The organism is Chishuiella changwenlii (genome assembly GCF_900142565.1).
Lineage (GTDB): Bacteria > Bacteroidota > Bacteroidia > Flavobacteriales > Weeksellaceae > Empedobacter > Empedobacter changwenlii.
Genome location: NZ_FRBH01000005.1, coordinates 56377 through 82566, shown reverse-complemented (window position 1 = coordinate 82566; position 26190 = coordinate 56377). Strand labels below are relative to the sequence as shown.

Here is a 26190-nt window from a genome sequence, read left to right as displayed (position 1 = left end):
AATATGAAAAAAACGCTACTATTTTTACCTCTTTTGGCGGCAAGTTTAGCATTTGCACAAGAGAAGAAGGTAATTACGGGAATGGTTACGGATGATGAGACGTTGGTAGGAATAGCTGGAGCTTCGGTAAAAGTTGAAGCACAATCAATTTCAACAAAAACAGATCAGAAAGGGATTATAGAGAGTGTTACAGTAGGTACTGTAACAGATGAAAATGGAAATTTCTCATTAGAAGTTCCTGCAAATACAGAGGCAGTTCTAATTAGTTATTTAGGGTATGAATCTCGTTTAATTCAGCTTTCTTCTAGTAATGGAAATTATACAATTAGTTTAAAACCTACAGAAGAAGTTTTAAAAGAAGCAGATAATGCTTTAAAAGAAGTTGTTGTAACCGGATATCAAAAAATAGAGAAAAGAAAATTAACTTCAGCTATTGCATCTGTAAAGATGGATGATATACAACAAGCTGGTGTTGCCAGTGTAGATCAATTATTAGCGGGTCAAATTGCTGGGGTTGCTGTAACGCCGGAAACAGGTTCTCCTGGAGGAGCTACAAAAATTAGAATTCGTGGTACTGCTTCTCTTTCAGGTCCACAAGATCCATTATGGGTAATTGATGGTTTACCATTAGAAGGGAGCGACGTGCCTAATTTTAGTGATAAAGATAATATCGATCAATTACAAAATTTCTCAATTGCAGGATTAAATCCAAACGATATTGAAGAAATCACAATATTAAAAGATGCCGCTGCAACAGCAATTTATGGAGCAAGAGCTGCAAATGGTGTAATTTCTATTACAACAAAAAGAGGTAAGAAAGGAAGAATGCAAGTTAACTTTTCTGCTAATACATTTGTAAATGCTCGTCCAGATTTTGGAAAATTAAACCTTTTAAATGCTTCTGAAAAAGTAGATTTAGAATTGATGTTAGCAGGAAGAGACGATTTAACTTACCGTACAGGAAAAGGGGAAGTTATGCGTTTGTTACAACAAAACAATCAATTAGATTTGTTTAGAAGTGGAGGTTTTAATGCGATTAGTTTAGCTACTCAAAATCAGATAAATGGCTTAAGAAATAATACAACAGATTGGGGGAAGTTATTGTATCAAAATGCAATCAATCAACAATATGGTTTGAGTGTTTCTGGTGGTAATGATTTATCAGATTACTACTTCTCATTAGGTTATTACGATGAGCAAGGTTCAACAATCGGAACTGGTTTTGAGCGTTACAACTTAACATTAAAAAATAACTTTAATATTAGTGATAGATTAACTGCTGGAATTTCAATTTTTGCAACATCAAGTGATCGTAATTCATTTTTAACGGATGCTGATGCATCGATTAATCCAGTTAATTATTCTCGTAATGCAAACCCATATCTTTCTCCGTTTAATGCAGATGGAAGTTATAGATACGATCAAGATATAGATGGTTTCGAAGATGTTTTTATTCCTTTTAATTTTATAGAAGAAAGAAATAACTCTCGTTACACATTAAAGAATAGAGCTTTAAAAGGAATTTTAGATCTTGAGTATAAAATAGCAAAAGGATTAAAAGTTAGTTCACAATTAGGAGTACAATATGATAACAATAAGACAGAAAAATTCGCTGGACAAGAAACATATTTTACACGTAAATTAAGACAAGGAACACGTTATTATCAATCAGGATATAAATACTTTTTACCAGATGGAGCTGTAAAGCAAAATTGGTTTAACGAGTATTTCCAATACAACTGGAAATTACAAGCAACTTATAGTACGACAATTAATAATCGTCATGAGATTGATGTAATGGCTGGTACTGAGTTAAGAAGAACACAGGATCAAACAACATTATCAAGAGCATTTGGTTACAATCCTATTACAAGAAAGTCTACACCAATCATGTTCCCAAATTCTAGTTCTGCTGATGATCCACGTTATAGAACTTACGATGAAACACCTGCAGTAATTAATGCTTATGCTTCTATGTATGCAACAGCTGCTTATACTTTAGATAAAAAATATACAGTTTTTGGAAGTGTTCGTTATGATGGTACGAATCTATTTGGGGTTAACAAAAAGTATAAATACTTACCAATTTGGGCAGCTTCTGCTTCTTGGTTAGTTTCGAAAGAATCTTTCATGGAAAATCTTGACTTTATTTCTGAATTAAGATTAAGAGCTTCTTACGGATTACAAGGAAATATAGATCGTAATACTTCACCATTCTTTATTGGTCAATACGAAAATGTAACAATTTTACCAGGTAATCAAGAAACAACAATTGGTGTGGTAAATCCGCCAAATGATAAATTACGTTGGGAGAAAACAACGAATGTTAACTTTGGAATGGATTTAGGTTTATTCCGCAATCGTATTAACCTTACAGTTGATGTTTACAACCGTAAAGGAACTGATATGATTAGTATGAGAGAAACTCCATTAGAAACAGGTTTTGGTTATACAATGGTTAACTGGGGAGAGATTACAAACAAAGGTTTTGAGATTGCTTTAACAACACGTAATATCAATAACAAAAACTTTAAATGGTCTACAACAATTAACTTTGCACACAATAAGAGTAATGTTTTACAAGAAAACGTTAGCGAAAATAGCACATTGCCATCTCGTGTAGGTTTACCTGTAAATGCAGTTTTTGCTCTTAAAACAGCAGGATTTGATGAAGCAGGAAATCCTATGTTCTGGAAAGGAAACGAAAAGATTTCTGCAAAAGACTTTTTTAAATTATATGATTTATTTGGAGACTTTTTCCCAGGAGAACAAGCTGAATCTAATTTAACAAACGCCGAAATGAGAAGTTTGTTTACTTACATTGGTGACCGTGATCCTAAATTTACTGGAGGTATTATTAATACATTCAAAATTCACAATTTTGATTTAAATATTTCTGCTGCTTTCAATTACAAACAAACCATTATGAGTACTCCTCCTTACAGAGGAATGGAAGTAGATGCGGGACGTAATTATACACAAGCTATTTTACAAGCAGGAAATAATATGCCAGGAATTACTAGCCCAATAATGGGAGATGATGATTCTTGGATGGTAAACAAATGGTTTGCTGGTAACAGAGCAAATACTTATAGTTTATTAGATATTTGGGCAAAAGAAGTAAGTTACTTACGTATTACAAGTATTCGTTTAGGATATAATTTACCATCTAAATTTACAGATACTATAGGTATTAAAGGATTAAAATTAAGTGTAGAAGGACGTAACTTATTTGTAATTAGTAATGGATATAAAGGATATTTTGATCCAGAAACTTACGGAAATATTTACGCGCAACCAATCGCAAAGTCAGTAACAATGGGATTAAATGTCTCTTTTTAAACAGTAGAAAAACATGAAAAAAATAATCATATTATTAAGTGTATTCGCTGCAAGTTTTTCAGCGGTTAGTTGTGATAGTTATTTAGATATAGAACCAGAAGGGAAAATTATTCCTAAAACGGTAGACGATTATCGTAAAGTAATTACAACAGCATATTCTAAATATCCTCAACATAAATCATTAACTGCGTTACGTACAGATGAGTTGATTTTAGATGAGTATTCTACAGACTTTTTATCTTATAGAGAAATTGTAATGTGGAAAGATGCAAATCAGGATCAATCTACAACACCATTTCAATGGGAAGCATTTTATTCTGTTATATTCTATGCCAATCAAATTATAAATGAAGGGCAACAAACAATGGAAGCTTCAGCAGAAAAAGATCAAATTCTTGCAGAGGCCTATGCGTTACGTGCTTATGCTTATTTTGATTTGGTAAACTTATACGGTAAACCTTATCAGGCTTCTACTGCTGGCTCTGATCGTGGTGTGCCAATTAATTTATCATTAGACTTAGAGAAAACTTTACCAGCATCTAGCGTTGCAGAGGTTTATGCTCAAGTTAATGCTGATATCGAAAAATCTTCTGCTTTAATGAATTTAGATCAGCAAGCAGATAAAGTAAGATACCGTTTCTCTAAAGGAGCATTGGCAGCATTTAAATCTCGTATTAGCTTATACCAACAAAATTGGGAAGATGCGTTGAAAAATGCTGAGACAGCTTTAAGTATCAATAAGACTTTGGTTAATTTAAATACAGAGAAAATTGTTCCAAATCATTATACATCACCAGAAGCTATTTTGTCTTTAGATAATACATTTATTAGCGCTTTAGGATATTCTACAGCTGCATCTAAGGAATTAATAGCGAGTTACGATCAAACAAATGATTTACGTTTCAAAACTTATTTTGAGAAAAATGGAGCAGATTACAAAGTAATTAAAGGAGGTAATTCTGAGTTTAGAACATCTTTTAGAGTAAGTGAATTATACTTTATAAAAGCAGAGGCTTTGTTGAAATCGAATCGCCTTGAAGAATCAAAAGCAACGTTAAATGAAGTTTTGAAAAACCGTTACACAGCAACAGGTTTTGCAAATGTGCAAACAAAAGTTACTTCTATGAATGCAACTCAATTTATGGAGTTTATTTTAGAAGAACGTAACCGAGAATTTGCTTTGGAAGGACAACGTTGGTTTGATTTAAGACGAGCAAATCAAAAACAGATAATTCATACAATTAGCGGCGTAGAATATACTTTACAGAAAAATGATGTAAGATATACGATTGAGATTCCTCAACAAGCAAAGCTAAATAATCCAAATTTATAGCATTTTATTTTAAAATTCCGCCTGACATAAAAATCAGGCGGTTTTTTTATACTTTTGCAGGAATGAAGATTGCAATTGTAGAAGATGAATTATTAGCTGCTACTTATTTAAAACAGCTTTTAGAAGAACAAAATATAATAGAGATTACAGAACTAGATATTTTACGCTCTAAGAAAGAAGCTATTGCTTATTTTTCTACAAATACAGTCGATTTAATTTTTATGGATATCCATCTTGGAGATGGTAAAAGCCTAGAAATTTTTGAAGAAATAGAAGTTAAAACACCTATTATCTTTACGACAGCTTACGATGAATATGCGCTAAAAGTCTTTAAGCATTTTACGATAGATTATATCTTAAAACCTTTTGAAGATGAAGATTTATATCAAGCATTAGCAAAGTATGAAACGATTCGTTCTAATTTCGACATTTCTCTTACTTTAAATACCCTGGCAACATTAGAAAATAATTCTAAAACAACAACTTTACATAAAATAGCTGTCTCTAATGGTCATAAATTACATTTATTAAATGAAAGAGATATTGCTTATTTCTTTGCATCTGGTAAACATCTTTTTATTACCACAAATGAAGACAAGACATATATTTATGATGATACTGTAAAGGATTTAATAGAAAAATTAGACACATCTAAATTCTTTAAAATCAATCGTAAATACATTATTAACAGAGATGCAATTGTAGAAGTTGTAAAACATTCTAGTCAAAAAATTGAAGTCATATTATCACCTTCACCAGAAATTAAAACAGAAATTTTGGTAAGTAAAATGCAACTATCAGAATGGAAAAATTGGTTATTGAATTAATTATTCGTTGCCTTTATCATTCTATCATTCCCAGAAATATCTTTTATAAGCTGAACATTTTTATATTTTGTTAGAAATAAAGTTTTTGTTTCTTCTCCTAAATATTGATTAATTTCACAGTAAATAACGCCGTTTTCTGTTAAATGGTTTTCAGCAAAAGCAATAACTCTTTCATAAAAAATAAGAGCATTATCATCTTCGACAAAAAGTGCTAGATGAGGTTCAAAATCTAAAACATTTTTGTGCATTTCCTCTTTTTCTAAGTTTCTAATGTAAGGAGGATTAGAAATAATAACTTCAAACTTTCTATCTAAATTAAAATCTTCAAGTAAATTTTGATGAATTAATAGTATGTCTGTGTTTAAATTCTTTGCATTAATAGCCGCAACTTCCAATGCTTTTTCTGAAACATCTAAAGCAGAAACATTCGCATTTGGAAATATTTTTTTCAAAGAAATAGGAATACATCCACTCCCTGTTCCTAAATCTATAATAGATGAAGGAGGATTTTTTACGTAATCATTTTTAATAATCTCTATTAATTCTTCTGTTTCTGGGCGAGGAATTAAAGTATGTTGATTCACAAAAAAGAAATCATCATAAAAAAATGCTTTTTCAGTAATATGCTGAATAGGAATTCCACTTTTCAATTTATCCAAATCAGAAAAAATTACATCTAGTTTCTCAACCTTATTATGGGGTGTATATTGTAAACCAAATTTGTCTTCAAGATAAATCAGAAAAATTTGTTCACTTTCATCTTTATCATAAATAGTTTCTAATTCGGTAATAAAGTGTTGTTTTAGCTCAGCTAAAGTCATTGCATTATTTTTTACAAATGTACTATTTATCTACTGAAATGCTTATTTTTTTAGTTATGATAACTTAGAATGTTGATGTTTTTATTTGAAAATTAAATACATCAAAACTTAAAAAACAAATCTATTAATCAATTAAAATAGTTTCTAAAAAAACTTACCTTTGTTTTCCAATGAAAAAAGATATTAATCAACTCGATCCAAAGGAATTTATCCTTATAAAAGGTGCAAAATTGCATAATCTTAAAAACATAGATTTAGCAATACCAAAGAATAAATTAGTTGTTATTACTGGAATGTCTGGTTCTGGTAAATCAACTTTGGCTTTCGATACATTGTATGCAGAAGGTCAGCGTCGTTATGTAGAAAGTTTATCTTCTTATGCAAGACAATTTTTAGGTAAATTGGATAAACCTCAAGTAGATTATATCAAAGGAATTGCGCCAGCAATTGCCATTCAACAAAAAGTAAATTCTACGAACCCTAGATCTACTGTTGGTACAACAACAGAGGTTTACGATTATCTAAAGTTGTTATATGCACGTATAGGTAAAACATATTCGCCAATAACAGGAGAATTAGTACAAAAAGATTCTGTTACAGATGTTGTAGATTACTTAAAAACATTTGATGCTGAAACAAAATTTATTCTACAAATAAAATTAGTAGTTCCAGAAGAACGTACATTTTCTGAGCATTTAAATATTTTACAACAACAAGGTTTTACAAGATTAAGTGTAGATGGAAATCAAGTAAAAATAGAAGATTTAATTTCATTTAATTTTGAGCCTCAACCCGAAAACGATGTTCATTTAGTTATAGATCGTATTGCTTTACCAACAGAAGATGAAGAATCATTTTACCACCGTTTAGCAGATTCTATAGAAACTGCTTTTTTCGAAGGAAAAGGAGATGTAAGTTTAGTAAACGTTGAAAATAAATCGGTTCAATATTTCTCAAATAAATTTGAGGCAGATGGTTTAATTTTTAATGAACCAAATATCCACTTTTTTAGTTTTAATAATCCTTACGGAGCTTGTCCTACTTGCGAAGGTTACGGAAAAGTTATTGGGATTGAAGAAAATTTAGTTATTCCTAATAAATCTTTATCTATTTACGAAGATGCTGTTGTAGCATGGAAAGGAGAGAAGATGAGCGAATGGAAGATGGATTTTATTAAAGTGGCTCAAAAAGTAGATTTTCCTATTCATAAACCTTATTTTGAATTAACAGAAGAACAGAAAGATTATTTATGGCGTGGCGATAAGAATTGGGAAGGTTTAGACGGTTTCTTCAAAATGGTAGAAGAGAATACTTACAAGATACAATATCGTGTAATGCTTTCTCGATACAGAGGTAAGACAATTTGTCCTACATGTAAAGGAAAACGTTTACGAAAAGAAACCAATTTTGTGAAAATTGCAGACAAGTCGGTTAACGATTTGGTCGATTTACCTTTAAATGAATTATATGATTTCTTTTCTAAAGTAGAATTTAATGAATACGATCAGCAAATTGCTGGAAGAATAATTTATGAAATTAATTCTCGCTTAACTTTTTTACTAGATGTAGGTTTAGAATATTTAACGTTGAACAGAGCTTCTAACACACTTTCTGGAGGAGAATCTCAGAGAATAAACTTAGCAACTTCTTTAGGAAGTAGTTTGGTAGGTTCTATGTATGTTTTAGATGAGCCTTCTATTGGTTTACATTCTCGTGATACAGAAAAATTTATTACAATATTACAACGCTTACGCGACTTAGGAAATACTGTAATTGTGGTAGAACATGATGAAGATATTATGAAGGCTGCAGATTACATTATTGATATTGGTCCAGAAGCAGGAACTAATGGAGGTGAAGTAGTTTTTGAAGGAACATATAAAGAGTTATTAAAAGCAAATACTTTAACGTCTCAATATCTTAATGGAAAAATGGAAATAGAAGTTCCTAAACAGCGACTTAAATCTCCTAATTTTCTAAAAGTTACTGGCGCTAGAGAAAATAACCTAAAAAATATAGATGTTAAGTTTCCATTGAATCAACTAACTGTAATTACAGGAGTTTCTGGTTCAGGAAAATCAACATTAATGAAAGATATTTTAGCTCCAGCTATTCAGCGTAATTTCGAAATTTTTGGGAATAAAATTGGAGATTTCGATGAACTAGTTGGTGATATAAGAAAGTTAGAAGGAATAGAATTAATAGATCAAAATCCTATAGGAAAATCTTCTCGTTCTAATCCTGTGACGTATGTAAAAGCCTACGATGATATTCGAAATTTATTTGCTTCTCAAAAAGCAAGTAAAGTAATGGGCTTCCAAGCAAAACACTTTTCATTTAATGTAGATGGAGGACGTTGCGATACGTGTAAAGGTGAAGGAACGATAACTATAGAAATGCAATTTATGGCAGATGTAGAGTTACTTTGCGAGGATTGCCATGGAGAGCGTTTTAAGAAAGAAGTTTTAGAAGTTAAATTTGAAGGGAAATCAATTTCTGATATTTTAAATTTAACAATTGACGATGCAATTAGTTTCTTTGATGAGCATAATCAAAAGAAAATTGTAGAGAAATTAAAACCTTTACAAGATGTTGGTTTAGGATATGTAAAATTAGGACAATCTTCTAATACACTTTCTGGTGGAGAAGCACAACGTGTTAAGTTAGCTTTTTTCTTAACGAAAGGAGAAACAACGAATAAAACGTTATTTATTTTTGATGAACCATCTACAGGATTACATTTTCATGATATACAGAAATTAATTAAAGCCTTAAGAGCTTTAATAGATTTGGGTCATTCGGTTTTTGTAATAGAACATAATATGGATATTATAAAAGTAGCCGATTGGGTAGTAGACCTTGGACCAGAAGGAGGAAAGAACGGAGGTTATTTGGTTGCTGAAGGAACACCAGAACAAATTGTAAAAGTAAAAGAATCATATACCGGAAAATTTTTAAAAGAGAAGCTTTAAGCTTCTCTTTTTTATGGTATCTTTTCAGATATTAAAGCATATAAGTAAAAATGATAATAAGAAGAATAAGATTAGAGGATAATGCTGCAATGGCAAATATATTAAGAACTAGTTTAGAGGAGTTTAACCTTAATATTCCTGGAACAGCTTATTTTGATGAAAGTACAGATCGATTATTTCAATCATTTCAAATAGATAATTCTGCTTATTTTGTAGCAGAAGAAAATGGAGAAATTATTGGAGGAGCAGGAATTTATCCAACAAAAGGACTACCGAATGATACAGTAGAATTAGTAAAAATGTATATGTCATCTGCATCAAGAGGAAAAGGAATTGGAAAAATGTTAATGTTAGAATGTATTGCATTTGCTAAACAATCTGGTTATAACAATATTTATTTAGAAACATTACCGGAACTTAGTGCTGCTGTTTCTGCTTATGAAAAATTAGGATTTATTTCTTTAAATGAAAGGCTAGGAGATACGGGTCATTTTTCTTGTACAATTTGGATGAATCTTGAGTTGTAGATTTGGGCCATTAGATAATGTAAAAAGTACAAGTCTAAAAAATAAAAACCTGTAGTATTAAGTAATCTACAGGTTTTTATTTTTAAAATTATTTTTTAATTACTCTTTGAGTAACTTTAGATAAACCATTGTCTACAGTCGCTATATAAACACCTTTTGATAAAGATTGTGTATTTATAAATTCACCATTATTAATACGGTCAGAAGAAATTAATTCACCATTAAGGGTATAAATATTTACAGTCGATTTTGATGGCAATGTAAGAACTAATTTATCAGAAATAATTGTATTCATTTTAACTTTTTTCTGAAAATCATTATGATCAACAGTAGATAAAGTACCTTCTATTAAAGAAAAGTCATCAAACGAAACTGTTGAATTAACATATGATCTAATCGCTAATCTAAGCTTTATAATATTAATAGGAGAGGTAAATACTACAGTATGTTGTCTCCATTCTTCAGTTTTGGGTAGATATCTGTTGTTGTTTCTTAAAGGATTATCTCTATTTGAAGTAGTTAGATTTATAGTTGTATTGGTTACAGATATAAAGTTACTCCATAATCTGGCTCCTAATCCTGAGCCATAAGCTTTATACCAAAAAGACAGCGTATATGTTGTATTTGCTGATATTTCAACATCTTGATAAAAACCATTAAGTGGTGAATCTATATAAGTTGCATGATAAGAGCCATTATAAGAATTTGTAGATGAAATATTAGGTTCGGTATAACGTGCTGTCGGACCTTTTTTCCATGGAGAAAATTCTCCTGTTTCAAAACCTGGATTTTCAACTAAATTTTGTTGAGCATATGATATTGTAGTTAATGTCAGACTCAAAAATAAGGTAGAGAGTTTTTTCATATAAATTTTTTAGGTATGTAATTGTACTAATTTATATAAAAAGATATCAAGTGAAAGAAGTTTAAATACTTAATTTATATAACATTTTAAGTTACTCAAAATTTAAAATGATTCTCTCGTTATTTCAATAAAAAAAGCTGTAACAATACTAGATTGCTACAGCTATTAATTTTATAAATTTTCTTTTTTAGAAAATTATTTTTTAACTACTTTTTGAGTAGAAGTTTTTCCGTTAGAAGTTGTTTTTACAACGTAAACACCTTTTACTAAGTCAGAAACATTTACAGTTTGAGTTCCTTTAACTTGGAAAGATTTTACTAATTGTCCATTGATGTTGTAAACCTCTACATTAGCTTGATCTTTTACATTGAAAGAAGCTGTGTTAGTCCATAATGTATTAGCAACTGCTTTAGAAGCTTCAGTGTAATCAATTGTTCCTAAAGTACTTTGAGTTGTTACTTTAAAAGAATCGATAAAAAATCTATTACTAGCAGCATCTTTTGCTGCAACATTAATTTGAGTATTAGCATTAGCTCCAGTTACATTAATTGTGTAAGTAGTAAAAGATCCTTTTCCTAATGTTATTTCAGCTAAATCAGCAGTACCTCCGTTTAAGATTTCAATAACTAAAGTTGTTTTTTCATTAGCACCATTCCAAGCAGCTGATTGAAAAGTAACTGTAGCATTTCCACCTACTATACCAGTGAAAGCAGGACTTGTTATTTCTCCTTTTGCACTACCAGTACCTAATTTTATAGCAGAATTTGCTGCATAAGATTTAATAAATGAAAAACCTGAAGCGTGTACACCATCAGCAATAGTATTACCAGTTCCACTACCAGCTGTACTGTTCCAAATTCCATCATTAGCACCAATTCCTTGAGCGAAGCTGAAACCTTCATCAATAATTGTTTTTTCTTGTCCAAAAGATACAGAAGCTAAAGCAGCAACTGCAATTAAAGAATAAAATTTTTTCATATCGAAGTATATATTAAATTGTTTATGACGCTAATTTATGTCAAGTAGGTATAAACTACACACTATTTTATCAAAGTTAACAATTTGTTAAAACTAGAAAAGCAACTCGTAAGAGTTGCTTTTCTAGTTTTATTATTATAATCTATTGATTAAATGTGAATTGCATGTCCATAAGCATCTTCAACAGCTTCCATAATAGCTTCTGCCATTGTTGGATGTGCGTGAACAGATTTCATAATTTCATGACCAGTAGTTTCTAATTTACGTGCAACAACTGCTTCTGCAATCATTTCTGTAACACCATCTCCAATCATATGACAACCTAACCACTCACCATATTTTGCATCAAAAACAACTTTTACAAAACCGTCAGCAGCTCCATTTGCAACAGCTTTACCGTTTGCAGAGAATGGGAATTTACCAACTTTTACTTCGTAACCAGCTTCTTTTGCTTTAGCTTCTGTAAGACCAACAGATGCAATTTCTGGAGAACAGTATGTACATCCAGGAATGTTTCCGTAATCAATAGGTTCTACTTTTTCACCAGCGATATGCTCAACACATAAAATACCTTGTGCAGATGCTAAGTGAGCTAAATCTGCTCCTTTTACAACATCTCCAATTGCATAATATCCTTTTACAGAAGTTTCACAAAAATCGTTAATTACAATTTTTCCTCTTTCTGTAGCAATACCAACTTCTTCTAAACCTATATTTTCTGTATTTGGAACAACTCCAGCAGCCGATAATAAAACATCAGCTTCTAATACTTCTTCACCTTTAGCAGTTTTTACTGTTGCTTTAACACCTTCTCCAGATGTATCAACACCAGTTACTTCAGCGTTAGTTAAAATATTAATTCCAGATTTTTTTAGAGATAATTGTAATTGTTTAGAGATATCTTCATCTTCTACAGGTACAATTCTTGGTAAATATTCTACAATAGTAACTTCTGTTCCTAATGTATTATAGAAATGAGCGAACTCAACTCCAATTGCTCCAGAACCAACTACTATTAAAGATTTTGGTTGTTTCTCCATTGCTAAAGCACCACGATATCCAATTACTTTTTTACCGTCTTGTGGTATTGCAGGTAATTCGCGAGAACGAGCTCCTGTAGCAATAATTATATTTTCAGCAGAAATCTCTTTAGAAGAACCATCTGCAGATGTAACTTTTACTTTTTTACCTGGTAAAACTTTTGCTTCACCTTGAATCACTTCAATTTTGTTCTTTTTCATTAAGAACTGAACACCTTTGCTCATTCTATCTGCAACACCTCTACTACGAGATACTACATTTCCGAATTCGAAAGAAATATCTGAAGGAAGATTAATTCCAAAATCTTCTGCATGATTCAAATATTTAAATACTTGAGCCGATTTTAATAAGGCTTTTGTTGGGATACATCCCCAGTTTAAACAAATACCACCTAATTCAGCTTTTTCTACGATTGCTACTTTTTTACCTAATTGCGCAGCTCTAATTGCTGCAACGTATCCACCAGGACCACTTCCAATAACTATAATGTCGTAACTCATTTTTTCCATAATTTGATTGTAAATTTAATAATTATAAAACGAAATAAAAGCAAATCTGAAAAATAGATTAAAATTTCTTACTTTTGTATTGTGAAAATATTCTTTGAAAATTATGCAGACGACTTAACGGTCGAAACAGAATTACCTTTAGAAGGTAGTTTCTCACAAGCTATTGAGATTTTTCATAACCTACCAGATTACGATGGTAGTTACATAGGTTTTGTAAATCAAGATAGAAATACTGTTCAAATATCAAAGTATGATCGTTTTTTGTTTTTGGTAGAAATCCCTGTTTATGAAGAACAAGCTTCATATTCTACTCTTTTTACCTATTTTCAAGTAAAACAATTAATAACAGATTTATACAATGGATTTGATCCGTACAATATAGCAGGATTAAAATTTGAATCTTATTTAAATGAAAACGCAACGAAATAAATCGTTGCGTTTTTTTATTTATACATACAATCTTTCATTCTAATTTTTTGAATTATGGACTTATTTAATGACTTATTTGATGGTAATCAAAATCTTTTACCAAAAGATGGAATTGTAAATTATTTTGGACAAATAATGTCTGATCAAGAAGCGAATGATTATTATTCTATTTTATTACAGGAAATTGAATGGAAAAATGATCAAGCTGTTATATTTGGAAAATTAATCGAAACAAAACGTAAAATAGCTTGGTACGGAGATATTCCATTTTCTTATACTTATTCTAATGTTACCAAAACAGCTTTAGTTTGGACAGAAACTTTACTTAAATTGAAAAAAATAGTAGAGGAGAAGACAGGCGAAACTTATAATTCTTGTTTGCTAAACTTATATCACGATGGTTCTGAAGGAATGGCATGGCACAGTGACGGAGAAAAACAACTAAAACGTCATGGAGCTATTGGTTCACTAAGTTTTGGAGCTGAACGTAAATTTGCTTTTAAACATAAAGAAACAAAAGAAGTCGTTTCATTAAATTTAGCAAGTGGAAGTTTATTAGTGATGAAAGGTGAAACACAAGATTATTGGCTACATCGATTACCACCAACAAAAAAAATATTTTCTCCAAGAATTAATCTAACATTCAGGACTATTGATGAAGAGTAGAAATAATAAATAAAGATTGCTAAAAAATATTAATTACTAATCTAATTTTGAAATTTCTGTTTTATAAATTGATGATATTTTTTCGGCAAATTTTATTAAGAATTCATCATTAAATGCATCTAAATGCACTTTATTTAAAATCAATTTTGTTTTTAATGTTGGCATAGAAACCATTTCTTTGGTCGTTTTGCTAATGTAATTCCATTTTGCAACAAGTTCTTGTGTAGAAAATTTATAACTAGATTCTCCATTTTCAAACTCGTTATTAAGAGATTTTATTTTACGGTTAATACCAACTAACTCTAAATTTTTATGTTCTTTATTGAATTTAAAGTAAGATGAATAAAGAATATTATCGATATTATTCTCCAATTTAAATCCATTTTTTGTCTCTATTAGCTTTGTATCTTTACTTAATTTAGAGAAAGATAAACTTTGTTTTTCTAAGTAGTCACAACTAGATAAAAGATATATAATCGTATTAGATGTATGATTAATATAAACTTTATCTAATTTATTATCACCATCAAAATCTTTTACAATTACATCATTTGCAAATAATGTTTGTAGAATACTATAAAATGCTAGAATAAATAATTTAACTTTCATAAAATTGGTTTTATAGTTAGGTATTTTTATTCCATCAAAAAAAGCTCCAAAATGGAGCTTTTTTTATTTTAATTTTGGATTGATATCCAGAATGTTATCATTTTTATATTTTTTAATAAATTCATCAGAAAAATTTTCACTTCCCATTAATTTATTCTCTTGTAATATTTTTTTAATATCTAATTTATTATATGCTTGCAACATTGGTTCTGAAATAGCTTTATAGCTAAAATGCCATGGTTCGTATTTAAATCCTTTTCTTGTAGGACTATCTGTATAAACTAAATAGAAACCATATTTAGATGCGTTTTCATCTAACCATAATTTAAATTTATGCATAGACCCTCCTTCATTAAAATGTTTTTCGTTTAATGGATCGCTAGGGATTCCTTTAGTGGCATCTATAATATCAAAATCAGTTCCCCAATGATGACGAGATGTTCCTGGAATTGTAGAATATTCGATTATTTTATCGATGTTTTTCTTTGCATCAAGCTTTTTAGCCTGATTCGCTTTGTATTTTCTTTCCCAAATTCCAGTTTGATAACTAAAGTTTCTATAACTAGAAACAACATGAATATTAAAACCAGCTTTTTTTGCTTCAGCTTTCATTAATTCGAACTGTTTAGCAACTTCTGGTAATAATTTATAATTTTTACCTACTAAATTGGGATTTCCTTTTCCTATTAATTCATCAGTTGTAAATGTAGAATTAATAGAATCTGCCATATTTTCTGTATTATCTTCTTGATTAGTTTTTTCGTTGCTTCCAAAAGCACAACTTGTATTTAAAACAAGTAGAACTGTTGCTAAAAAAGAATATTTTATAATATTATTATTGTACATATTGAAGTAGAATATTGAGTTATTATTTCAAAAGTAAAAAATAAATTTAAAGTTACTTTAAATGAATTTTGTTAAATTTTTTCTAAAACTAAGGAGCTAAACGTTCCTTTTTCCAATCGAAATCTTTTTGTAGAACATAACGAACTCTATCGTGTAAGCGACTAGGACGTCCTTGCCAAAATTCTATTTCTGTTGGTCGAACCAAAAAACCTCCCCAATGTGCTGGTCGTGGAATTTCTTGTCCTTCATATTTTTTTTCAAGTTGTAGTTCTTCTTCTGCCAAATCTGCATGTTCATCAATAATAGAACTTTGATCCGATATCCAAGCACCTAATTGGCTACTTCTTGGTCTAGTTTCAAAGTAACCATCAGAATTATTATCTGATGTTTTCTCTGCAATTCCTTTTATAATAATTTGTCTTTCTAAGAAAGGCCAAAAAAAAGATAAACAAATATTTGGGTTATTCTCTAAAGCTTTTCCTTTTTGGCTGTTATAATTGGTATAAAAAATAAAACCTTCGTCAGTATATCTTTTTAATAAAACAACTCTCGTTCTAGGAAATCCATCTTCACCAATTGTAGCAACAGTCATTGCGTTTGCTTCATCAACACCATCAGATTCTTCTGCTTGTAAAAACCAATCTCTAAATTGTTCGATAGGATTATGTCTTAACGAATCAAAATTCATCGATTGTTTTTCGTAAACTTTTCTTTTATAACTTAAATCTTGTTTCATTAATATTTTATTTATATTTTTAAAAAATAATGCCAATTATAATCCATCACTTTTTAGTTATTAAACTAACCAAAAAATACATTATATAAATGTCTATCAAAAGTATAAAAAAAGGAACTATTCTAGTAGCAAAACCAACATTAACTAATGATATTTTTCAAAGGAGTGTTGTTTTGATTACAGAACATATTGATTCTGGAAGTATTGGTTTTATTATCAATCGTTCTACAAATTTACCTATTAGTATTTTTGTATCCGAAGTAGAGTCGGGTGCATTAGTTTATGAAGGTGGGCCTGTTGACAAAGAAAATATTTATTATATCCATAAGCGACCTGATTTAATTAAGAACAGCGAAAAAATTGCTGATAATGTTTATTGGTCTGGAGTTTATGAAGATGTAAAAATTGCTGTGAATCAGAAATTGATTAAAGACAACGAAATAAAATTTATGATTGGATATTGTGGTTGGTCTCCTAATCAGATTATTAATGAGCTTAAAGATAATTCTTGGGAAATAACAGATTTAGATTTTGATATTTTTGAGAATTGGAGTTCTGATTTGTGGAAGAAATTAATGAAACAGCTAGGAGGTGAGAACCTTATTTGGGTTAACACTCCCGCTGATCCGTCTATGAATTAAGATGATTTTATAAATGATTAAAAATCAATCTTGTTTTTTCTGTTGAATAAATTTTCTTACGATTTTTTGTTATTGGTAATATTCCAACTCCATCAATCAAAATAAAAACTTCTTCTGCTTTCTGTATTTCAAAAGGAAAAATATCTGTTTCTTCAACTTCAAATTCTTCACTTTTATTAATTTTAGAAATTAAGTTATTTCTTAAAACACTTGTAATTACACCTTCTTCTTTTTTTGGTGTACGAATTTTATTATCATTAATTAAGAAAATACTTCCTTTTAAAGATCTTGCCATTCGTTTATTAATATTCAACAAAATAATATCTGCAAAATCATTTTCTAAACGATATATTTCGGCGATATTTTCTTCTGGTTTATGAGAATTTACTAACGAATAAAAAGCTGTGTTAACACTGTAATCTTTGTAAACATAAATTTTATTTTCAGAAGTTAAAAACTCCCATTTATTATCAGAACTTTCTAAAGAAACAATATAATTTATTGATGATTTTAAATAATCTTCTTCATCATTTCTAAAAACAAAAAAAGCTATTTTACCGTTTTTAGCTTCGTTTGCTTTTGCTAATGCGTGAATTTGTTCTTGAAAAAATTCTGGAGTAAAATCTAAAGGAATATTCATGCGAAAAATTCGCATAGAAGCCATTAAGTTAAAATAATGATCCTCCCAATCTATAATTTCTCCATCAACAAATCGTAAAATTTCCTTTACAGCATCACCATTTAAAAAAGCTTTATTCTGAATGTGAATTGTTGCAGTTGCTTTTTCAGTGATAATGCCACCTAAATTAATTTTCAAAATAATAGATTTTTAAACAGATCCTAAGATTTTTTTAAGATCTTCAATTTGACTTTCCCATAATTGTTTTGATTCTTCTACTTCGTCTTCATCAGCAAAATCTGTAATAACTAATGAAACATCGTTTGTTAAATCATCTTCAACAATCGTTAATTCAAAGAAATATTTTGTGTCTTCATCGTATTCCCACTGAAAACGTACATATCCATCTTGCTTAGATTTCATTAAAAAAGCAGATTCTTCGTGTCCGTCCCAAATGAATGTATATTTTTCTCCACGAGAATTTACATTATCTGCAAACCATTCTGATAGGCCAGAAGGGTTAGAAATATAGTTGTATAATAGTGAAGGTGAAGATTTTATTGAAAATTCTATTTGGTATTTCTTTTTTGGCATAATTCTATTTAATTGAAGTCGCAAGATATAAAATGAATTGAATCTACCAAAAGAAAATCAAAATTAGTTTTGCAGTAAAAATTGAAAAAAATTACCTTTGCAAAAATTAAAAATTCTTTATTAGATAATTATTACTCTAATTTTAAGATTTAAAGCTGTTTAGAATAGTTTTAAAACAATAATGGCGAAGTTATTTCTAACTCCGCCATTATTTATTTTCATTTAAAATTTAGCTTAAATAACCGATTACTTGATAAGCTCTATTTCCTTTATGATTTATTCTTTGGTATAATGTTCCACCAAATTCATACACATATTCACCGCTAAACCTTACACGTTCGTAGCCAGATGGTAAGCCATAAACGATTGCTCCTATAGGAGCTTGTACTACTTCGTAATAACTTTTGTAAGGTCTATAATAAACACCTTCGTAGAAGTAATAAGGATTACGATTACCTAAATTTATTGTTGAATATCCGATTGGTAAAACATTAATTCTGAATCCATTTGATGGAATATATCGTGCATAACCTTTATTATAATTACGATAATAGATACCTTTATTAGAGTAAAAATTAACGTTGTTGTGTTTATGCTTTTTATAATTTCCAATATTAATATTTGTTACTGGTCGAGTACTTCTTGAAACATCACGAGAATTTATTCTCACCGGATTTTTATGAAAATCGCGATTACCTAACGAATTATTTCTACTTGGAGTAGTAACTTTTCTTTTTGGTTCAACACGCTTTATTCTACTATCTCGGTTCCAATCTTTATTTGTCGTATTAACTTTTCTAGTAGGCTCAACTCTTTTTATTCTACTATCTTTATTCCAAACGTTTTTATCGTGATTATTTTGTCGCGCCTTATCTCTTGAAACTTCCGAACGTTTATTTTTTACATGAGATTCTCTAGCATTTCTTTCTCCTCTCGAACCTCTTTCTTGCGCATTTACTCCAATTGCAAACATTGCAGTAAAAGCTAATCCTAAAATTGTAAATCGAATCTTTTTCATGTTATTATCATTTATTATAACAACTTTATATATACTATTTCTATGCCAATTTTTACAAGAATTTCTTCATTTTAATGCATGTAATAATTCTTGATTATATAATTATTTGTAAATGAATTAATTGTATTAACTAGTTTGTTTAACAATATTGTCTATTTTTTTATTCTGTTTCAAGATTTGTATTGATTTTTAAATTCATTACTTTTGTTTTCTTAGAAAATTTAAACAATGGTTGACGTTAAAAATGCTTATATAGCTTTTATAACTTTACAAAAAGTAGGACATAAGGTTCGTGAAGAAGCAAATATTTTTGCAGATCAAACAATCGAATATGATGAAGCGAAAGAAGAACAATTGGTTCCTTTTTTATTAAGTCCTTTTAGAAAATCGTTAGAAATAAATCGTTTTACACATTATACAGAGAAATTAGAATTTAATGTTTTGTATAATCAGTGTAAGCAAATGTTTGATGAAGAAGTAGACTTTGTAGATTTCTCACAAGAGGTGCTAAGTCATTTATACGAAAAATCATTACATCCACAAATAAAAAGTGGTGAAGTGTTTGTCGCATTATTTGAAAATATGATGTTTGACGGAATACCATGTCGTGGAATAGGAATTTATAAATTAGAAAATAAGAAAAAGTTTTTACGTTTCGATGAATCTAAAGGTTTAGATTATAATATCTGGAAAGGTTATAAGCTTGAAGGTATAGACAAAGCATGTTTAATACTAGATGTGCACAGAGACGAAGGTTTCCGAGTTTTTTCTATAGATGATAAAAATGTTGAATCTGAATACTGGAAAAAGAATTTCCTAGAAATAGATTTGATAAAAGATAATAATTATCACACAAAGAAATACATGGAGTTAATTACTGATTTTTCTAATGATTTCTTATTAGATAAAACAGATAAAAAACAACAAGCAGAGTTTATTTCTAATTCGATAAATGTTTTAAATACAAATGAATTTGTAACTAATGAGATTTTGGAAGAACAGGTTCTTAAACCATTTGAATTGATAGACGATTTTAAAGATTATAAAAAAGACTACAGCGAAAATAATAGAGTAGAATTTGTAGAATCTTTTGAAGTTTCTGTTCCTACTTTAATGAAGGAATCTAAAAAAATAAAGAGTGAAATAAAATTAGATACGAAGATTAACATTAAGCTTGATTTAACAAATCCTGATGCTGCAGAAGAATATTTGGAGAGAGGTTTTGATGAAGAAAAGAAAATGTATTATTATAAAGTATTTTTTAACTCTGAACAATAAAAAAACAAAAAAAACAATACGAATTTCGAGAATCGAAATTCGTATTGTTTTATAAATAAAATCCTTATTAAGATCTAATAATTTTTAGTTTAGCGAAGTTTAATAATAACTTCTTTTCACCAGCATTATCAAAATGGATGATTGCTTTCATATCATTTGGCTCACCTTGTAAATCTCTAACAACACCACGTCCAAAACGATCATGTACTACAACTTGTCCTACTTTTAAACCTAGCGCATTTTCTTGCGAACCAGCAGAAGATGAACTTGTTTGATTAACTGGTTTAAAATTTGGTCTTGGTTGCACATTTCCACTTGGTCGTTGATTTGGATTTGGTCTTGCAACGGATTTTTCTCTTTGTTTGTAACTTTCAGCACTTGGCTCATCACCAAATAAATCAGCAGATAAACCACTGTTATTGCTATTTCTTACAGGAATATTTAAATTTTTCCAATCTAAGAAATCATCATCTATTTCTTCTAAAAAGCGAGAAGGTTCACAATCTATAATTTTTCCCCAACGGAAACGAGAAACAGAATAAGTCATGTAAGCTACTTTTTCTGCACGAGTAAGTGCAACATAAAATAATCTACGTTCTTCTTCTAATTCTGCTCTTGTATTCACACTCATCATCGATGGGAAAAGATTCTCTTCTAAACCAGCAATAAATACAATCGGGAACTCTAAACCTTTTGCAAGGTGAACAGTCATTAAATTAACTTTATTATCGTCCTCTTCTTCGTTATCAGCATCCGTTGCTAAAGCAATGTTTTCTAAAAATCCAGAAAGAGAAGCGTCACCATCTTCTAATTGTTGTTGTTCCTCTACATAACCTTGTATTGAGTTTAACAATTCTTGTACGTTCTCTAAACGAGAAACTCCCTCTGGAGTAGAGTCTTCTTTTAAAGCATTCAACAACTGTGTTGTTTTTGCCATTTCCATTGTAACTTCATAAACGTCATGTGATTTTAACATCACTTGAAAACGTTTAATCATTAAAGCATAATTATTAAGTTTTGTTGTAGTACCAGCATTTATACCGATTGTCGGTGCATACATAGCTATATTTTCTACAAGAGAAAATAAACTTATTTGGTGTTGATCTGCCGCAACTAATAACTTAGAAATTGTTGTTTGACCAATTCCTCTTGCAGGATAATTTATAGTACGTAATAAAGCTTCTTCATCGTTCTGATTAATTAAAAGGCGCATATATGCAACCATATCCTTAATCTCTTTACGTTGATAGAAAGAAGTTCCACCGAATACACGATACTGAATTCCTCTTTTTCTTAACGCTTCTTCTAATGCACGAGATTGCGCATTTGTACGATATAATATAGCAAAATCTTTTGGTTGTAAATGCTCACTTATTTGTCTTTCCCATATCTGAGAAGCAATAAATCTTGCTTCATCTGCATCAGATAATCCACGATAAATGGCGATTTTTTCTCCAGATTCATTTGCTGTCCAAACATTCTTTTCTAGCTGATCTTGATTTTGTTTAATAATCTGATTAGCAGCTTCAACAATCATTTGTGTAGAACGATAATTTTGTTCTAATGGATATAATTTTGCATCTGGATAATCTTGTTTAAAAGATAAAATATTACGAATATTTGCTCCACGGAATGCATAAATAGATTGCGCATCATCACCAACCACACAAAGGTTTTCGTAACGAGAAGCTAATGCTTTTACAATTAAATACTGAGAATGGTTGGTATCTTGGTACTCATCAACCATAATGTATTTAAAACGTTCTTGATATTTTGCTAAAACTTCAGGGAATCTTGTTAAAATCTCGTTCGTACGTAATAGTAAGTCATCAAAATCCATCGCTCCAGATTTAAAACATCTGTCCACGTAAGCTCTGTAAATGTCACCCATTCTAGGTTTCATAGCTTCGTTATCAGCTTCTATTAAAGCTTGATTGTTGTGGTAAGCACGAACAGTTATCAAATTATTTTTAAATTGAGAAATTCGTCCTAAAACTTGTTTTGCTTTATAAATATCTTTGTCAAGATTCATTTCATTGATAATCTTTGTCATCACAGAAACAGCATCTTGTTGATCGTAAATAGTAAAATCTGAAGGATAACCTAATAAAGGTGCTTCTACACGTAGAATACGAGCAAAAACAGAGTGAAAAGTTCCCATCCAAAGTGACTTTGCATTAGATTCTCCAACAACATATCCAATACGCTCTTTCATTTCACGTGCGGCTTTGTTGGTAAAAGTCAGGGATAAAATATTAAATGCGTCAACTCCTTTATTCAATAAATGAGCAATACGATAGGTTAATACTCTTGTTTTTCCAGAACCAGCACCTGCAATTACCATTACTGGACCTTCGGTAGCTTCTACAGCCAAGCGCTGTGGTTCGTTTAACTTATCTAAATAATTTTCTTCCATTGTATGCAAAGTTAACAGATGTACAGTAAAGGATGAAATAATTTTTTAAGTTATTCGACATTTAAGAATTTTCTTGTCAAATAAAGTAAAATGTACAAAGTAAAATGTACAAAGTAAAATGTACAAAGTAAAATGTAATATGTAATATGTAATATGTAATATTGATTTTAAACTTACTTTCTCTACTATTTCCATATTTTTTTTAACGAAGAATAATCAATGCAGCAAAATAACTCAAGATTATAAATCATTATGTCTTACAGCTTACAATCTTATATCTAAATCATAAATTGTAATGGGTAAATTTATCTAACAAATACAAATCATAAATGTTTGTTATAAATGAATAGATTTATAGTAATAAATCGTGATTTAAACGCTACTTTCGTAAATTATAAATTCTTATATTTACACAAATTTTTTTATATGACAGACGAATCAGTAAAATCGAGCAATTACGAAATAGTAAAGCAAGTGTTTACTAATTTTTTAGAAGAACATGGGCACCGTAAAACACCTGAACGTTACGCTATTTTAGAAGAAATTTATTTTACAGATGATCATTTTGATATTGATATGCTATATATCAAAATGAAAAATAAGAAATACCGTGTTAGTCGTGCTACATTATACAATACGATAGAGTTATTAATGGATGCTAAATTGGTTCGTAAACACCAATTTGGAGATCAACAAGCACATTACGAAAAATCATATTTTGACAAAAATCACGATCATATTATTTTGTCTGATACAGGTGAAGTTTTAGAATTTTGTGATCCTAGAATTCAAACTATCAAACAAACAATAGAAGAAGTTTTTGATATCAAAATAGATAATCATTCATTATATTTTTACGGTACACGAAAAAATAAGCAATAATTATTATTCGTTAATTTAAATGAAATTTAAAATTTCAATCATCTTATGCTTTTTATTAAGTGTAGGAGTATTTGCACAACAAAAACCCAAGAAAACTCGAGCTGTTCTTAAACATGCCGATTTTATTGAACGCGATCCAAAGAAATTCGAAGGAAATCAATTCTTATCTGGAAATGTTTTAATAGAATACAAAGGAGATTTAGTTTCGGGAGATAGTGCAGTCTTTTATCAAGATAAAAACGTGGCTGTTGTTTGGTCTAACGCTAAATTAGTTAGTAAAGATAAAACAATAACAGCTAAGAAAATGGAGTATGATGGAAATACAACCATCGCAAAAGCATACGATAATGTTGTTTTAACTGATCCCGGTTCTACTATAAAAGCAAATTTTATGGAGTACAATCGTACAACAGAAATTGCAATAGGAACAGGAAATGTAGATGTTCGTACTCCTACACAACAAATTAGTTCGGAGAAAATGATCTACGAACGTTTAACGGGAAATATCATTGTTAATGATTCTTATAAAACGATTGGTTCTGACGGTACTTTGGTTGAAGGACGAAATGTTGTTTACAATGTAAATTCTAAATCTGCTAATTTTGGTTCAGAGGTTTTTATTACGAATAAAGATTATACGATTTATTCTAGAAAAATGACAACCAATGATGTAACTGGTATTACAACATTTAGAGATTATTCTAAAGTAACTCGTCGCGATGATCCTTCTCAATATATTATTACTTATGATGGTGATTTTAATAAAATTACTGGAGAAGCATGGTTAAGAAAGAACTCAAAAGTTTATTATCAACAAAAAATATTATCAGCAGAAAAGCTTTATTTCAACGATAAAACTGGATTTGGTAAAGGAGAAGGAAATGTCGTTTTAGATGATCCATTAGAAAAACGTTTTTTAAAAGGTGATTATGGCGAGGCATTCCGTTATTTAGATTCTGCTTATGTTACTAAAAATGCTTATGCTGTAAAGGCTTTCGAAAAAGATTCTTTATACATTAGTGCTGATACTTTATTGGCAGTAAAACGTCATGATGCAGATTCTACTTCATTAATAAAAGCATCTCACCAAGCACGTTTTTATAAATCTAATGCTAACGGAAAAGCAGATTCTTTGGTTTATAATCAAACAAAAGGATTAATGCAGTTTTATAAAGATCCAATTTTGTTTTCTGGTGATAACCAAATTACTGGAGATTTTATTGAAGCATATATCAACGAAAAAACAGAAAATGTTGATTCAATGAAAGTATTTAATAATGCTTTTGTAATTGCTAAAGTCGATTCATTAGCTGATAATGAATTTCATCAAATCAAAGGGAAATATTTAACGGTTTTATTTCAAGATGATAAAATTGATTTTATTAATGTAGAAGAAAATGCTGTAGCTTTAACTTATATGGATGATACAGATCCTAAAACAAAACAAAGAGAACGCTATGGTATAAATATTTCTTACTGTGGAATTATAGAGGTTGATGTTGTTGGAAAAGATGTAGAACTAGTTGCTTGTCGTATAAAATCTGACGGAAAAATGTATCCATTAACTCAATTTCCTGAAGAAATGCGTTATTTGATAGATTTTAAATGGAGAATTGATGAACGATTAAATAAATGGCAAGATATTTTTATTAAACCGAAATAAAATCTTTTTTACATTTATCCGTTAACCTATAAAATACCGAATGAAAACAACAACTATTATATTTACATTTTTTCTTATTTTATCAAGTTGCTATTCTTACAGAACATTTGACCCTGAAGAATATGCTGCAGAATTAGAAGCCAAAGGAGGTAATAATTCTTCTTCATCTCCGTCTAACAAAATTTCTCGTAATGAGATAAACAATGTAAGAGCAGGTGGTGCAAAAATTATAAAAGAAGATGATATTCTAGATCAAAGAATAAAAGAAAGAGATGCTAAAAAAAATGCACCTAAAATTGATCCTTCTACAATAAAACATACAGATATAATTAAAGAAAATCAGTTTTATAAAGTTACTGTATTAGATAAAGAATATACAATTGAAGCTAAACAATGGAAAGCAGATACATTATATTCTGTTGTAAAAGGGAAACCAAATAAAGAATTAAAGTTTCACAAAAATGAAATAGCTCTTTCTGACGTAAAAATCAGAAAATTTTCTAAAGGTAAATCAGATGCTTTGACAGTTGCAGCTTATGCACTTGGTGGTGTTGGTTTATTTTTATTACTAAAATAAA

The 26190-nt window shown here is 29.7% G+C and carries 23 protein-coding genes; 12 read left to right on the top strand and 11 right to left on the bottom strand.

All coding sequences use genetic code 11. The features are described 5' to 3' along the window. Positions 1 to 3 precede the first annotated feature (3 nt). The 3 genes from BUA86_RS06745 (at position 4) to BUA86_RS06735 (ending at position 5502) form a co-directional block, all read left to right on the top strand. Positions 4 to 3342 (top strand): SusC/RagA family TonB-linked outer membrane protein, encoded by a 3339-nt coding sequence (locus tag BUA86_RS06745; RefSeq protein ID WP_072931036.1) that lies wholly within the window; start codon positions 4 to 6, stop codon positions 3340 to 3342. Between the two features lie 13 nt (positions 3343 to 3355). After that, positions 3356 to 4675 carry a RagB/SusD family nutrient uptake outer membrane protein gene (locus BUA86_RS06740; RefSeq protein WP_072931034.1) on the top strand — a complete coding sequence of 440 codons (1320 nt, stop codon included), beginning with the start codon at positions 3356 to 3358 and terminating at the stop codon, positions 4673 to 4675. A gap of 62 nt (positions 4676 to 4737) precedes the next feature. Beyond that, a complete protein-coding gene (locus BUA86_RS06735) occupies positions 4738 to 5502 on the top strand; it encodes a LytR/AlgR family response regulator transcription factor (protein WP_072931033.1) in 765 nt (254 codons plus the stop codon). On the opposite strand, the gene prmC is transcribed toward BUA86_RS06735, so the two are convergent. Then, positions 5499 to 6323, bottom strand: coding sequence for a peptide chain release factor N(5)-glutamine methyltransferase (gene prmC, locus BUA86_RS06730; protein ID WP_072931031.1), 825 nt, complete (start codon positions 6321 to 6323; stop codon positions 5499 to 5501). The two genes, BUA86_RS06735 and prmC, sit on opposite strands and share 4 nt — an antisense overlap. 170 nt (positions 6324 to 6493) lie before the next feature. Here prmC and uvrA point away from each other — a divergent pair, with 170 nt between their 5' ends. Together uvrA and BUA86_RS06720 are read left to right on the top strand one after the other, a co-directional pair. Then, on the top strand, positions 6494 to 9295 hold the full coding sequence (uvrA, locus tag BUA86_RS06725) for an excinuclease ABC subunit UvrA (protein ID WP_072931029.1): 2802 nt from the start codon (positions 6494 to 6496) through the stop codon (positions 9293 to 9295). Between the two features lie 50 nt (positions 9296 to 9345). Next, positions 9346 to 9822 (top strand): GNAT family N-acetyltransferase, encoded by a 477-nt coding sequence (locus BUA86_RS06720; protein ID WP_072931027.1) that lies wholly within the window; start codon positions 9346 to 9348, stop codon positions 9820 to 9822. 88 nt (positions 9823 to 9910) lie between these two features. Here the strand turns inward: BUA86_RS06720 and BUA86_RS06715 are convergent, their stop codons facing one another. The 3 genes from BUA86_RS06715 to lpdA all read right to left on the bottom strand — a co-directional run bounded on the left by BUA86_RS06715 (position 9911) and on the right by lpdA (position 13206). Beyond that, positions 9911 to 10687 carry a T9SS type A sorting domain-containing protein gene (locus BUA86_RS06715; RefSeq protein WP_072931024.1) on the bottom strand — a complete coding sequence of 259 codons (777 nt, stop codon included), beginning with the start codon at positions 10685 to 10687 and terminating at the stop codon, positions 9911 to 9913. A 195-nt stretch (positions 10688 to 10882) separates the two neighbouring features. Further along, on the bottom strand, positions 10883 to 11665 hold the full coding sequence (locus BUA86_RS06710) for a T9SS-dependent surface endonuclease, AS87_RS02955 family (protein ID WP_072931022.1): 783 nt from the start codon (positions 11663 to 11665) through the stop codon (positions 10883 to 10885). Positions 11666 to 11814: 149 nt separating this feature from the next. Beyond that, positions 11815 to 13206: a dihydrolipoyl dehydrogenase gene (lpdA, locus tag BUA86_RS06705; RefSeq protein WP_072931474.1), complete on the bottom strand. Its 1392-nt coding sequence runs from the start codon at positions 13204 to 13206 to the stop codon at positions 11815 to 11817. A gap of 90 nt (positions 13207 to 13296) precedes the next feature. Between lpdA and BUA86_RS06700 the strand changes: the two genes are divergently transcribed. Together BUA86_RS06700 and BUA86_RS06695 are read left to right on the top strand one after the other, a co-directional pair. Further along, positions 13297 to 13644, top strand: coding sequence for a hypothetical protein (locus tag BUA86_RS06700; protein ID WP_072931019.1), 348 nt, complete (start codon positions 13297 to 13299; stop codon positions 13642 to 13644). Between the two features lie 54 nt (positions 13645 to 13698). Beyond that, a complete protein-coding gene (locus BUA86_RS06695; RefSeq protein WP_072931018.1) occupies positions 13699 to 14310 on the top strand; it encodes an alpha-ketoglutarate-dependent dioxygenase AlkB family protein in 612 nt (203 codons plus the stop codon). Between the two features lie 36 nt (positions 14311 to 14346). On the opposite strand, the gene BUA86_RS06690 is transcribed toward BUA86_RS06695, so the two are convergent. The 3 genes from BUA86_RS06690 to pdxH all read right to left on the bottom strand — a co-directional run bounded on the left by BUA86_RS06690 (position 14347) and on the right by pdxH (position 16501). Beyond that, positions 14347 to 14919, bottom strand: coding sequence for a hypothetical protein (locus tag BUA86_RS06690; protein WP_072931017.1), 573 nt, complete (start codon positions 14917 to 14919; stop codon positions 14347 to 14349). A 63-nt stretch (positions 14920 to 14982) separates the two neighbouring features. Further along, positions 14983 to 15765: a M15 family metallopeptidase gene (locus tag BUA86_RS06685; RefSeq protein WP_072931016.1), complete on the bottom strand. Its 783-nt coding sequence runs from the start codon at positions 15763 to 15765 to the stop codon at positions 14983 to 14985. 88 nt (positions 15766 to 15853) lie between these two features. After that, entirely contained in the window at positions 15854 to 16501 is a 648-nt protein-coding gene (gene pdxH, locus BUA86_RS06680; protein WP_072931015.1) for a pyridoxamine 5'-phosphate oxidase, read from the bottom strand. 89 nt (positions 16502 to 16590) lie between these two features. Between pdxH and BUA86_RS06675 the strand changes: the two genes are divergently transcribed. Next, complete coding sequence (locus BUA86_RS06675; RefSeq protein ID WP_072931014.1) at positions 16591 to 17142, top strand: YqgE/AlgH family protein; 552 nt, start codon at positions 16591 to 16593, stop codon at positions 17140 to 17142. A 7-nt stretch (positions 17143 to 17149) separates the two neighbouring features. Here BUA86_RS06675 and BUA86_RS06670 read toward each other — a convergent pair whose 3' ends face one another. The 3 genes from BUA86_RS06670 to BUA86_RS06660 form a co-directional block, all read right to left on the bottom strand. After that, positions 17150 to 17959 (bottom strand): aminotransferase class IV, encoded by an 810-nt coding sequence (locus BUA86_RS06670; RefSeq protein ID WP_072931013.1) that lies wholly within the window; start codon positions 17957 to 17959, stop codon positions 17150 to 17152. A gap of 12 nt (positions 17960 to 17971) precedes the next feature. Next, positions 17972 to 18355 carry an START-like domain-containing protein gene (locus tag BUA86_RS06665; RefSeq protein WP_072931011.1) on the bottom strand — a complete coding sequence of 128 codons (384 nt, stop codon included), beginning with the start codon at positions 18353 to 18355 and terminating at the stop codon, positions 17972 to 17974. 229 nt (positions 18356 to 18584) lie between these two features. Then, a complete protein-coding gene (locus tag BUA86_RS06660; RefSeq protein WP_072931008.1) occupies positions 18585 to 19373 on the bottom strand; it encodes a DUF6515 family protein in 789 nt (262 codons plus the stop codon). A gap of 228 nt (positions 19374 to 19601) precedes the next feature. Here BUA86_RS06660 and BUA86_RS06655 point away from each other — a divergent pair, with 228 nt between their 5' ends. Continuing rightward, on the top strand, positions 19602 to 20651 hold the full coding sequence (locus tag BUA86_RS06655; RefSeq protein ID WP_072931006.1) for a nucleoid-associated protein: 1050 nt from the start codon (positions 19602 to 19604) through the stop codon (positions 20649 to 20651). 67 nt (positions 20652 to 20718) lie between these two features. On the opposite strand, the gene BUA86_RS06650 is transcribed toward BUA86_RS06655, so the two are convergent. Next, a complete protein-coding gene (locus tag BUA86_RS06650; RefSeq protein ID WP_072931004.1) occupies positions 20719 to 23067 on the bottom strand; it encodes an ATP-dependent helicase in 2349 nt (782 codons plus the stop codon). A 426-nt stretch (positions 23068 to 23493) separates the two neighbouring features. Here BUA86_RS06650 and BUA86_RS06645 point away from each other — a divergent pair, with 426 nt between their 5' ends. The 3 genes from BUA86_RS06645 to BUA86_RS06635 are packed head-to-tail and all read left to right on the top strand — an operon-like array spanning position 23494 to position 26189. Then, positions 23494 to 23949: a Fur family transcriptional regulator gene (locus BUA86_RS06645; protein WP_072931471.1), complete on the top strand. Its 456-nt coding sequence runs from the start codon at positions 23494 to 23496 to the stop codon at positions 23947 to 23949. Between the two features lie 19 nt (positions 23950 to 23968). Then, positions 23969 to 25612, top strand: coding sequence for an OstA-like protein (locus BUA86_RS06640; RefSeq protein WP_072931002.1), 1644 nt, complete (start codon positions 23969 to 23971; stop codon positions 25610 to 25612). Between the two features lie 40 nt (positions 25613 to 25652). Further along, positions 25653 to 26189 (top strand): hypothetical protein, encoded by a 537-nt coding sequence (locus tag BUA86_RS06635; RefSeq protein ID WP_072931000.1) that lies wholly within the window; start codon positions 25653 to 25655, stop codon positions 26187 to 26189. The last annotated feature ends 1 nt before the right edge of the window (position 26190 follow it).